Consider the following 12,318-nt stretch of genomic DNA (forward strand, 5'->3'; position numbering starts at 1 on the left):
TTAGCGTAGCATTTAGCCCCGATGGCAAGACCATCGCTTCTGCTAGTTTGGACAATACCGTCAAACTCTGGGATGCGGCTACAGGTAAATCAATCTCCACCCTCAAGGGGCATAGCGATAGGGTCTCTAGCGTAGCATTTAGCCCCGATGGCAAGACCATCGCTTCTGCGAGTTATGACAAAACCGTCAAACTCTGGAAGGTGTACCCAAATAATCTAAATGATTTAATTGTCTACAGTTGCAACAGGCTACGTATTTATTTACAGTCAAATCCCAATGTGAGCGACAAGCACCTCTGCGATGGCATTGGTACTAAGAGCAATTAGAATGTTCCCTGAGCGAAGTCGAAGGGAACGTTTTGTTTAGGGAAATCAATTACTGCTACTGCGATCGCACTTTCGGTATTTCGGGGCGATCGCTTCTAAAACTCAAACAATGCACTGATTAAAATAGGCGATCGCTTCACTGGTATTTGCGGCTGCTCCCTTCGACTTACTTCGACTACGCTCAGTACAAGTCGCTCAGGGAGCGTTCTTGTGGCTCAGGGAGCGTTCTTTATAACGAGAAAGCGATCGCATAAATTAGCTTATGGCTTATATCTACATTACTTGTATTTGCTGACCTAAGATTGGCTACTGTTCAAGTTTTACAAGAAATATAAAAATTCAGCAGGGGAGTGTTCCCTGACTTGTGCCGAGCGGAGCCGAGGTAGCAAAGTGTTCCCTTCGACTTCGCTCAGGGAACACTAAAGCGATCGCGCAAATCAACTTATGGCTTATATCTACATTCTTGAATGTGCTGATGGTAGTTACTACACAGGTAGTACAACGGATCTTGAGCGGCTGCTGTGGCAACATCAACAAGGTGAGGGCGCAAACCACACGGCAAAACGGTTGCCTGTGAAGCTAGTTTTTTGCGAGTATTATGAGTCTGTGGTGGATGCTTTTGAACGTGAGAAACAAGTGCAAGGTTGGAGTCGAAAAAAGAAGCAAGCTCTAATTTCAGGAAATACAAATTTGTTGCATAAGTTAGCCGAATGCCAAAATGAAACTCATTACAGTAGGTTGGCTAGCTTTGACACTTAGACAATTTGACAAGTTCCCTTCAATAAAGGCGTTCCCTGAGCGAAGTCAAAGGCGTTCCCTGAGCGACTTGTACTGAGCGTAGTCGAAGTAAGTCGAAGGCGTTCCCTGAGCGACTTGTACTGAGCGTAGTCGAAGTAAGTCGAAGGCGTTCCCTGAGCGAAGTCGAAGGGAACTTGTCGAAGGACGGTGCAGTGCATTGCTTCGCTCAACCATCACAAGAACCCTCCCTGACACAAAAACGCTCCCTTTGACTTCCTTCAGATCCCTTCGGCTTCTCTACGAGACGCTACGCGAACGCTCAGGACAAGCCGCTCAGGGAGCAGATCGGGTATAAAAGATTTAAATACACAAAAACTCTCACTAAGATAAAACTATTGCTCCCTTCGACTTACTTCGACTACGCTCAGTACAAGTCGCTCAGGGAACAATAGTTTTATGTTGTAGCAGCTTCCGCTTTGCTTGCAGCAACTTCTGCTTTAACGTTTCCGCGTTTCGCGCAAGCTGTAGCAACTTCTGCTTTAACGTTTCCGTGTTTCGCGCAAGCTGTAGCAACTTCTGCTTTAACGTTTCCGCGTTTTGCGCAAGCTGTAGCAACTTCTGCTTTAACGTTTCCGTGTTTTGCGCAAGCTGTAGCAGCTTCCGCTTTGATGTTATACGAATTCGCAATTGGTAATTCAGAATTCGTAATTACAAATTGGTATAAAGCAAACAAATTTTAGGCTTTTTCAGAAAAATCAACAATTCCACGTATGACAACCTCTTCAACAATTGTCCACTATAGAGTTATGAGAAATTGAGAAAATGAGTATTAATTATGGGAAGGCGAAAACGCAATTCACGTACTCTTGGCAAAGCTGAACTACGTCTAGCAAGCGTTAAATCTATTAGTCAAACTCTCGATGTCGGAGAGGGGTTAACAGTCAAAGATTATAATGAGAAAATCGAAAGGGTGCGGCAATCTCTAGAAGCATACAATACCACTCTCTCTACTATCGATGTCTTACTAACCCAGCTCGTCGAAAATGAACAAGAATTAGCAGACTATTCTGAGAAAATTTTGCGTGGTATTGCTTATAAATATGGTAATAATAGCCACGAATATCAGATGGCTGGAGGTACTCGGAAAAGCGAGCGCAAGCGTGCTGTGCGTCAAAGCGTGGTTTTGCCGACGTAAGTAGGCACGATTAAACGCGATCGCATACATCATCAACCAAAATTACTGATTTGGCTTTGTCTGAGGTGCGATCGCCATTGGATTATTTTTGGATCTTTTCTGGGCTAAAAGTTCTTCTCGACTAAACTTTTTGAATACTCGACAATTGTTTCTATCAATTCAAAATTCAATAAGCCTCCCACATAAAAGGTCTTGCGTTGACCTTGCATCGCTTCTAAGCGATCGTAAAATCCCGCTTGCATGGCCTCTGAAGTAACGTGAGGAAAGTAAGGCCACTTATCGTAGGTGTAGTAATCATCATCTACCTGCACTCCCAAATTCTCTAATGTCTTTTGAATCCCTTGGAGAACATCTGTTTTAGTGATTTTTCCCTCACGATCTAAGCGAGTGTAAAAGGCAATCAGGTCATTGTCAGCAAACTGTTGAGCGATAAACCAGGGATTCCCCACTGCATTTAAGGGAATGACATTAGTTACTGGGGTTGGCATTTTCAGTTCGGGAATTAGATAAGTAATCAAACTGTAAGGATTGAGAATTATCTGCTCAAATAGGTCTTTCTCTGCTGGCGACAAATCGAGAAAGGTGTTGAGGACATTCAACGTCAACGGACAAGCTAAAACCAGATAGTCAAATTCTAAAACTTCTTCATGGGTAACAATCTTGTCAAGAATCTGCTCTTGCTCGGTGAACCGCACCCGTGTAATTGCCCCACGCTTGATTTCCTTGATGTCAATATTCAAGCGCACATTTATTCCCCAAGCAACACGCTCCCAAAAGCGTTGGAAACCATCAATAAACCGTTTAGGCCAACCGCAGCGCATATCTGCACCGTAAGTAACTAAAGTCCCAAAGGTTTCTAGGGTCATGTATTTTAAAGCATAGACGGTGGGGATTTCGTTTAAATAGCCATAGCCCATCGCGGTAATCGGAATTTCAAACAAAGTTGCTAGACATGACAAATCTTTCTGTGCTAACCACTGGGAAAAAGGTTGAGTCAGTTCGGGATGTTGACTGATACCGGCAAACCCAGGAACGGAAATAATTGGCTCTAAGCAAAGACGCTCCCAGCAAAAGCGCCCAACGGCTGCTAAAAACGTTACTCGATCGGTTCCCTCGGTAACGGCATTCATAATTGAGGTGTAGGCAGGTTGTCCCGGTTGAGATTTGAAAGGGTTGTAGACTTGCCCTGGGCCTTCACTGTAAAGTTGAGCGCCGACTTCTTCAGCGATTTTTAGGACTTCTTTGTAGGCAGGGGTGAGATAATTTGCTCCCAAATCAAAGGAACGGGAATTGTAGGTAATAGAATAACACAATCCCCCTACCCGTCCAGCTTTTTCTAAGACAAGTACGTTGCGGTAGCCTTGCTTTTTCAAAAAGTAAGCCGTAGATAATCCGGCTGCTCCCGCCCCAACAATACAAATTCGTGCATCTTTAGAAATTTTAGCCATACACTGTTGATTTTTTAGTAGTAATGTGCACTGATGAGAAAACATTGCGATCGCAATGTCTTCTACTGAAAATGCGGATAAACTGCTTCTGTGAATAATTGCCGAATGGCTGGCTGCTTAAGTAACGATTCATAATCCTGTCGCACGGGGATATCGTAACTAGCAGTGCGAGGTGCGATCGCAGATAACCAAGTAGTATGCATTGTGAAGCCAAAATCCAGTTGGGGATGGCTCAATTTGCATATAGGGCCAGCCCCTAATCGATCGGCTTGGAAGATCCAAATTTCGTTGTTATTTCCCCCAAATACCGTACAGACAATATAGCCATCTGTAGAACTGCCATTGCTGTTCAATCTCGGTACAAACTGGGGCGAACTGATGAAATAACCGGGGGGCGCATCATAAAAATCTGCTACCTCCATTTTGATTGTATCTACCCGAAACAAAGAAGAAGGGCGATTGTGGAATGCTTCTTGTCGTTCCAGTAATTCTTTTAGTGGTACAGCCCGGTAGGGATAGTCTTCGTACAAGTTGTAAATAAACTCAGTCAGCAGTTCTGGCCAAAAACCGAGAGATTGCCAATAAATATTATCAATTCGTTGAGGAGGCAATCCAGAGGCCAGCTTTTCTTGACAAGCGTAGAACCCTATACCCCAATGACGGCGGGTATCGTAAATTACTTTGGCATCTCGAATCTGACCTGTCTCGCCATCTATTTGATAACGACCCAAACGACCGACATCCATTTGCCCATTAGATAACATTCCTCCCAACCACAGAGGCGCAGATTTGGGAGCATCGAATTTTGAAATATCATACTTGCGAACCCATTCGGCAATATCTGTAGCGCAGAGATGGGCTGTATGCATTGTGATTTGACCGTCAGGGTTTTCGTAATCGGTCAAAAAATGCACTGTTTCTAAAGGAATTACAGCTGGGCGGACTACTACAGTAGTCACATCTGCTTTCAAGTCAGCCCGACGCACGATGTAAATGGGAGAATTGGGCTGCTGCGATCGCGTCAGTAATCGTCGCAGTAGGCGCTCAGTTTCCAAACTATCGGGAACTGGGTTATTGAGGATTTGTTCTGGGCCAATCTTCAAGGAGGTGTCCATTACCACCACGTAATCTTTGGTAACTGCCAACTGATGGATGCTTTGTTCAATTCGCACCGGGGAACCATCCGGCAGTATCAACTCCCACTGCTGGAGTTTACCGACACCATCCCATCGCATCAAACGAACAAAATCTGGCATAGCAGTTCCCAACAATTTCTCAATCCAGCCAATCAATAGTTGCGAGAAACTTTGAGAAAACTTCGAGAACATTCCCAAGGGAATCTGCAAAGGATTGTTCTCTAAAAGTTTAGCGATCGCACTTAGCAATTGCTGTAGTTCTTGGGGCAGTTGTTCGAGGTCATAAATGAAACGCGCACTTTCAAGAAAATTACTCAGCGATCGCCCATAATTAACTAAGAAAACTTCGTTAGTATAACCATCAAAAGCTGGGTGAGACGTACTCAACACAGGCGGGAAAGGATAAGGCAAAGGTAGAAACGATTTCCACTCAGTGTTGCCTCCCACTGGGGTAACAACTTCTAAGCTATTGGTATCAATTTCGTAGGGACGACCAGCGTCATAAGTAATCATTAATCGCTCTTGGCTGTCTTTAGCCGTATTAAAGGCGAGAAAGGCAATATCCACCTCATCTCGCAAGCCCAAGGAAGGGGAGAAGCGCAACAACCCGCGATCGCGAAATTGATGAGAGCGATAGGCAAGATTGTTAAAAGTTGCCCGATCTGCATAGTAGCAAGGTGTACGTGCCAGTTTCGTTTTGACAGTCACCTGTCCGCCTTGCCAGTCAAAGCGGTAAATCATCCCATCACCGTTAAAAATGTGGGTTGCATTTGGATTGGGTAAGCCCCCAGAGGCAACACTACCTACAGGCGCAATAATAAACGTATGTCCTGATAAATCTGCCGGTACATCTCCATAGATGACATTCATCGGTAAATTCGATATTTCCTGACGGCTGGCAGTCATTGCTGCCTCTGGAAATCGGGGTTCGGGAATTTTAGGACTCATTAATTGATACCCTGGTATTGCACTCTAATTTGGTGTTTTGCCTCAGGTATAACACTAGGTTTTAATTTAAAAGTTGAGTTTTTGCTCTCAAATGTCCAAACATCAGCTTTTTCAGGATTTTTGAATCCAACTATGAAGAGTGCTGAGTTGAAAGACCGCTTACAACGGGCTACCGTGTATACACAAGTTTGAAATAGCTTATAAATCACGGTTTTACCCCACCCTAACCCTCCCCTTGCAAAGGGGAGGGAACTAGATTTCCGGTTTCCCCCCAATGCATCGGGGGGATTAAGGGGGGTAATTCTTAATTTAATCAGCACTCAGTATAGTAAATACCTTAAAATTTAACTGCGTCAGTAAAAATTGATGCTATTTCTTTTCCCGGCTGACAGCGCTCAAGATACATCTGCGCGACTTGATCCCACGGGTTTTGCTGCAAACAATCTTGAAAATACCCGGCTGCTGCGGCAAATTCTTGTTGTTCATAACACGCTAATGCTGACGCAAATAACTCTAAAGTAGCCGTTTTACCTGCACTAACTTTTGCGGGATCGGCTGCAAACACTTCATGAACAGTCACAGCATTCGTTTTACCCTTCACCTTTACCTGACCAACTACACGAATACCATAGCGATCGCGATTTTGTAAGCGCTCAAAAGTTTGGTCGGTAATTAAAAGTGGAGCGTTGAATGTTTTGGTCAATCCTTCGATTCGCGCTGCGAGATTAACCGCATCGCTAATCACTGTGCTATCCATGCGATTTAACCCGCCGACTGTCCCTAAAATGAGCGAACCAGTATTAATCCCAATGCCAATTTGAATTGGTGAGTAGCCCTTGGTTTGGCGTTTTTCGTTGTAGGTTGTTAATGTCTGCAACATGGCAATTCCCGCCTGTACGGCATCATCGGCATCTCCGGCAAACAAGGCCATAATGGCATCACCAATATATTTGTCGATAAAGCCATTGTTTTCGAGAATGATCGGCTCCATGCGGCTGAGATAGGAGTTGATAAATCGGAAATTTTCGGCGGGAGTCATGCTTTCGGAAAGGGTGGTGAAGGCGCGAATGTCGGTAAATAAAACTGACATTTCTCGCTGCACCTGATCGCCTAATTGCACATCTATAATGCTTTGCTTGTTGAGAAATTGCAAAAATTGACGCGGGACAAAGCGCTCATAAGCTTTGTTGAGTGCGGCTAAATCGGTATACAAACGGGCATTTTCAATGGAAATAGCTGCTTGTGCTGAAAGCAGATTCAGCAATTCCAAGCGATCTGGGGTAAATGCTCCGGTTGTCAAGTTATTTTCTAAATAGACAATTCCTGCTAACTTTCCTTGGTTAATTAAAGCAGTACACAGAATCGATCGCGGTTGGTATTGGCGAATGTAGGGGTCTTTAATAAATTCCCCAATTCCCACTGCTTCGTTGATGGCATCGTTTAGGACTACATTAATTTTAGTGCGAATGACATAGTTAACGATCGCAGTCGAAAGAATTTGGTTATCTTCAATACTGAGTGATTCCAACACCTGAATCGTATTCTCACCAACGGTTCCCTGAGCTTCAATTAAAAACTTACCTTTGGTTGACAACAGCAAAAATCCCCGTTGCGCCCCGGCATTTTCTATTAAAATCCGCATTAAGTTAGATAAAAGTTTATCTAGCTGAATTTCTTCGGATAGGGTTTGAGAAGCTTTGATGACTGTCACCAAATCCAATGATTCGGAGCGGCTGGTACTTGTGAAACCTGTCGGGCTAGAAGTAGTGGTTGATAAAGTTGAGTTAACAGCTTTTTCGAGAATGCGCGTTAAGATTTGGGGATACTTGGCTTCTAAATCTTTTACCTTGGCGATCGCTCCCCACTGCAAATAAAGATAGCGGGCTTCTTGCAGATATACTTGGGCGATCTTGGATTTGTTCTGGGCTAGGTAGAATTTGGCAGTTAATTCATTGGCGAGAGCCGCTTCATTCAAATATTGGTTTGATTGGGCTAAGGCAATGGCGCGATCGTAACAAGCGATCGCCTGACTAGATTCTCCATGCACCCGATGCCATTCTGCTTCTACCAGCGCTAATTTATGGCTATAGTTGACAGGAGAAAACTTTGCCCAAACTTGCAATTTTTTCCGGTTTGCAGCTACTCGCTGAAGTAACTTTTGACGTTCTGCTGCACTGACAACAGAAGCTAAAGCTAGTCGCCCTAAAGAGTCATAAAAGTGGAACCATCCTACAATATATAAAGCCACAACTGCATCTAAATAAGGAATTGCTAAATCAGCATTCTTGACGGCTGTAGCATAATCTTCAAACCAATAATTCAGCGTTAATTGATTAGTATAAATATAAAAAATAGCTGTGCGATAGTTACTCTCGATATGCTGGGTTAACATCGCCGTTGCATCATAAAATTCCCCCATCAACTGACAGGGATTAGCATTTTTGCCCTGTAAATTAGCAACTACTTGGCGATAAAGTTGAATGAGAACAAATATCGGTTTTTTCTTAAACAGTTGAATTGCATCTGCGTAGATAGCTAAACATTCATCTAATTCAGCCAGATTTTGACCAGTAAAATAGCAATGCATAGAGGATGTATTGGCACAAAAGGCAGCGTATTCGGTATCACCCGTATCGCGCCCAATTTGAAATCCTGCTTGCAGTGAAGGAATAGTATTTTGGAGTGGTTCTTGCCAGTGGCGAACAAAGGAATTAACTACAAATAAAGTTCTCGCTTGCAGGTGCTTGGCATTGAAGCGGTCTAGTACTTGCAAGGCTAATTCACCAAATTTATATCCCCCTTGCAAATCCCCAACAACGCCACAAAGAATCAAGCCATAAGTAGCGTAGGCAAAAGCTGATTCCGCCGCATTGCCGTATTTGGCGGATATTTCCACCTGTTTAAAGACGGTCAAGGGAAAAACATTCGGGGCTGCTAAATAAGTCGCCGAGGCAATACTTGCCAGGATGCGAATTGCCGCTAATTTCGTGGGATGGGTGAGTTTTGGTAAGTCAACTAAGGTGTGTACCTGCTTACCTGCCAAAGCAAGTTTAGTTTTTAACAATCCCAGCATAATTTGCGGTTGACCGGGGTTGCTAGCTAAGGGAATGCCCAACAGTTGCAGAACTTGCAGACCGAGTTGAGAAGCTGCTAAGAGTCGATCGCGGGCGATCGCAGCTTGAATTTTGATGGCATAAACCTGCACCTGATCGACTGTACTGCGGGTCTTTTCTAGTACTTCATCTGTGAGTGCATCCATGCACTCAAAGTTCCCACCCAGATAAGCAGCTTCGGCGGCGGCGGTGTGCAATGCCAAAGCTAGCTGATACTGCTGCCGCCAACAACTAGCTGCTAGGCTGTTAATCCCCATTGTCAGATAATCTAAGGCTGGCTGATAGGCGGCTGAGGCTTTGGCTTTGTTACCTGCTGTTAAGTTCAACTGAGCTAGTTTTTGTCGCTGTTGAGGGTCTGTAATCAGGTCGATGCCGAAATTCAGTTGGTTAACAATGTCAAAAATTCTTTCTTCTTGCTTTTGGGGAGTAATGCCTTGTAATAACAGTTGCCCAATCTGCAAGTGTACTGCCTGTTTTTGGTCAGTAGAAATCAGTGAATAGGCAGCTTGCTGGACGCGATCGTGCAGGAATTTGTAGACTACATCCAAATTTGTCAACGCTGTTACTTCTAGATCGGCAACTTGCAAGAGTTGGTAGTCATTGCCTTGTGGTAAAATTAGTCCGGTTTGCACGGCTTCCCAGAGTTGGGCGGCGACATCTGCAAGGGATTTGGAGCTAGCGATCGCCAAAGTATGCAAATCAAAAGAATTACCAATACAAGCTGCTAATTTTAAAGCTTCTTGGGTGGCAACTGGCAGCTTTTGAATTTTCAGCGCCATCAACTCAACGACGTTATCGGTAATCTGCGCCGCCTGGATTTTTGCCAATTGCCACTGCCATTGTCGCTGGGTGAAATTAAACTGGAGTAATTCTTCTGCATACAGCGACTTCAAAAATTCATTCATGAAGAAGGGATTGCCATTAGTCTTCTGCTGAAGCAGTTCTGCTAAAGGAGTAATTTCTGCTAAATCGGCATTGTTAAGAGTATCGCTCAGGAGTTGTTCAATTTCAGGCAATGCTAAAGGCGTTAAGGTGAGTTCCTGAATAGCCACTCCTGCTTGTTCTAAGGATGCGATCGTTGTCCGCAGGGGATGGCTTTTATTGACTTCATTATCGCGATAAGCACCAATCAGCAACAGATATCGACTGTCTGCTTGACTAATTAACAACTGAATCAACTGGAGTGATGCACTATCCGCCCATTGCAGGTCATCCAAGAACATCACTAAAGGATGTTCCTTTTGGGTAAAGACCTTAATGAAGTTTTGCAAGACTAAATTAAACCGAGTTTGCGCTTCCTTGGGCGATAGTTCTATAACGGGTGGCTGCTGACCAATAATCAGTTCCACCTCTGCAATCACTTCGATAATTACTTGACCATTGACACCAAGAGCATTTAATAATTTTTTGCGCCAAATAGTAATTTCGGCTTCACTTGTAGTTAATAGTTGACGAATTAAAGCTTGAAAGGCTTGAATTAAAGAACTGTAGGGAATGTTACGTTTAAACTGGTCAAACTTCCCAGAGATAAAATATCCCCGTTGTTGGGTAATCGGTTTATAAATTTCTTGAACCAGCGCTGATTTGCCAATTCCAGAATAACCTGCAATCAGCATCACTTCGCTTTCACCGTGACTAGCTCGCTCAAAAGCTGCCAGCAAATTTGCCACTTCCGCCTCGCGTCCGTAGAGTTTTTGAGGAATTTGAAATCTACCGGAGCAATCTTGCTGTCCTAGTTCAAATAAGGAAATTTGCCCTGTAGCGTGCAACATCTCCAGGCATTGCTCTAAATCTGCCTGCAATCCAAAAGCACTTTGATAACGCGCTTCGGCAGTTTTTTCCAGCAACTTCATCACAATTTGCGAAAGCGCTGGCGGAATTTGGGGATTGACGCGATCGGGCGGAATCGGTTGTTTAGCAATGTGGCTGTGAACTAGTTCCACAGGATCGTCGCTAATAAAAGGTAAATGCTGTGTTAACAGTTCGTAGAAAGTAACTCCCAAAGAGTAAAAATCGGTGCGATAATCAATCGAGCGATTCATTCGTCCTGTTTGTTCGGGAGAAATATAAGCGAGAGTCCCTTCTAAAACATTGAGATTTCGCAACGTGGGATTTTCTCGCGACAGCAAAGTAGCAATGCCAAAGTCAATTATTTTCGTTTGTTGAGTCGTGGGATTGAGAAGAATATTGGCAGGATTAATGTCTTTATGAATAATTTGTTGCTGATGAATTTCTTCTAAAGCTGCCGCTACTTGCATAGCCAATTGCAAAAAATTCTCTAGCGGTAGAGGTGATTGATTGAGTAACTCACGCAGAGGTTGTCCCCCAAAATCCTCTAAAACTAAGACTAAGGTGTTTTGATACTTTTTCAAGTCATAAGCTTGGATAATTCCCGGCGCTTGAGCGCGGCGCGTGAGATCGTATTCAAGTTTAAACCGAGCGATCGCTTCTGGGGATGGGTATTCTTGCCACAGAACTTTCAGTACTACTGGTTGTCGATCTAACTCTCGATATCCCTGATAAACCTGAGAATTAGGGCTTGCGTGCAGTTCTGTCAGGACTTTATACCCTTCCAGTGCGATCATAGATTACTTAAGCGTTTGCTGTATTGTTAGAGCCTATTCAGTATAAATTACTCACCTTGCAAGTGAACAGAGATTAGCCGAATGCTACAGTTTATAGACTGTGAGTGGATTGGAGGAAAGCGATCGCACACATCACCAATCAAAATTACTTATTTGATTTGAGATGGGATGGTAATTCGTCCAACTAGTGCTACTGCAATTAAATTACCCTCCGATGCATTGGCTAAGGTGTACACATAAGTCAAATTACCCCCCTTAGTCCCCCCTTGCAAAGGGGGGAAAAAAGAAATCTAGTTCCCTCCCCTTTGCAAGGGGAGGGTTAGGGTGGGGTATTTTTCCGCAATTGACAAACCGTTTGTGCAATCATTGCGATCGCACCTTCCAACTCTTGATAAACCTGTTGATTTGTAAACCTCAAAAAACAAGTGCCTTTAGATTCAAGAAAACATTGTCGTTCATAATCATAAACCTGCGCTCCTTCTTGAAAATGGCTATCACCATCAATTTCTATAGCAAGTTTTAATTCAGGACACTAAAAATCTACAACAAATACATCAATACTGTACTGTCTACGAAATTTGCAACCATCAATTTGCCGATTTTTCAACCTTTCCCACACAATCTTTTCAGCAGATGGCATATTATTACAGAGCGATCGTCTTTTTTCTTTCTCCGAGGTTTTGTTATAAAGCTCTGTCATAACATCTTGATTTTTGGTAATTCCAAATTACCTCCCTTAATCTCTCATTGCAAAGGGGAGAAACTAAGAATACAATTCCCTCCTCATAGCAAAGTTACGGTGTAGACACAAGTGAAATTACCCCCCTCA

At 43.6% G+C, this 12,318-nt stretch carries 7 protein-coding genes and 1 pseudogene; 3 read left to right on the plus strand and 5 right to left on the minus strand.

Annotated elements, in window-relative coordinates; translation table 11 throughout:
• A partial coding sequence (locus RM049_RS25635; protein ID WP_416212664.1) for a WD40 repeat domain-containing protein occupies positions 1–326 on the plus strand: 326 nt, incomplete at its 5' end.
• Positions 327–770: 444 nt separating this feature from the next.
• Complete coding sequence (locus RM049_RS25640; protein WP_322706147.1) at positions 771–1,085, plus strand: GIY-YIG nuclease family protein; 315 nt, start codon at positions 771–773, stop codon at positions 1,083–1,085.
• 433 nt (positions 1,086–1,518) lie between these two features.
• Here the strand turns inward: RM049_RS25640 and RM049_RS25645 are convergent, their stop codons facing one another.
• Positions 1,519–1,797, minus strand: coding sequence for a hypothetical protein (locus tag RM049_RS25645; RefSeq protein ID WP_322706148.1), 279 nt, complete (start codon positions 1,795–1,797; stop codon positions 1,519–1,521).
• Positions 1,798–1,899: 102 nt separating this feature from the next.
• Here RM049_RS25645 and RM049_RS25650 point away from each other — a divergent pair, with 102 nt between their 5' ends.
• On the plus strand, positions 1,900–2,259 hold the full coding sequence (locus RM049_RS25650) for a hypothetical protein (protein WP_322683758.1): 360 nt from the start codon (positions 1,900–1,902) through the stop codon (positions 2,257–2,259).
• 104 nt (positions 2,260–2,363) lie between these two features.
• Here the strand turns inward: RM049_RS25650 and RM049_RS25655 are convergent, their stop codons facing one another.
• From RM049_RS25655 to RM049_RS25670, 4 genes and pseudogenes are all read right to left on the minus strand, one after another.
• A complete protein-coding gene (locus tag RM049_RS25655) occupies positions 2,364–3,707 on the minus strand; it encodes an FAD-dependent oxidoreductase (protein ID WP_322706149.1) in 1,344 nt (447 codons plus the stop codon).
• A 62-nt stretch (positions 3,708–3,769) separates the two neighbouring features.
• The gene (locus RM049_RS25660; protein ID WP_322706150.1) at positions 3,770–5,791 is read right to left on the minus strand and encodes a carotenoid oxygenase family protein; all 2,022 of its coding nucleotides are present in this window, start codon (positions 5,789–5,791) and stop codon (positions 3,770–3,772) included.
• 337 nt (positions 5,792–6,128) lie between these two features.
• Complete coding sequence (locus RM049_RS25665) at positions 6,129–11,489, minus strand: AAA family ATPase (protein ID WP_322706151.1); 5,361 nt, start codon at positions 11,487–11,489, stop codon at positions 6,129–6,131.
• A gap of 319 nt (positions 11,490–11,808) precedes the next feature.
• Positions 11,809–12,189 (minus strand): annotated as a pseudogene (locus tag RM049_RS25670) (endonuclease domain-containing protein).
• Between the last annotated feature and the right edge of the window lie 129 nt (positions 12,190–12,318).

This window comes from Nostoc sp. DedQUE04, from assembly GCF_034530995.1.
In the GTDB taxonomy this organism is placed as follows: Bacteria; Cyanobacteriota; Cyanobacteriia; order Cyanobacteriales; family Nostocaceae; genus Nostoc.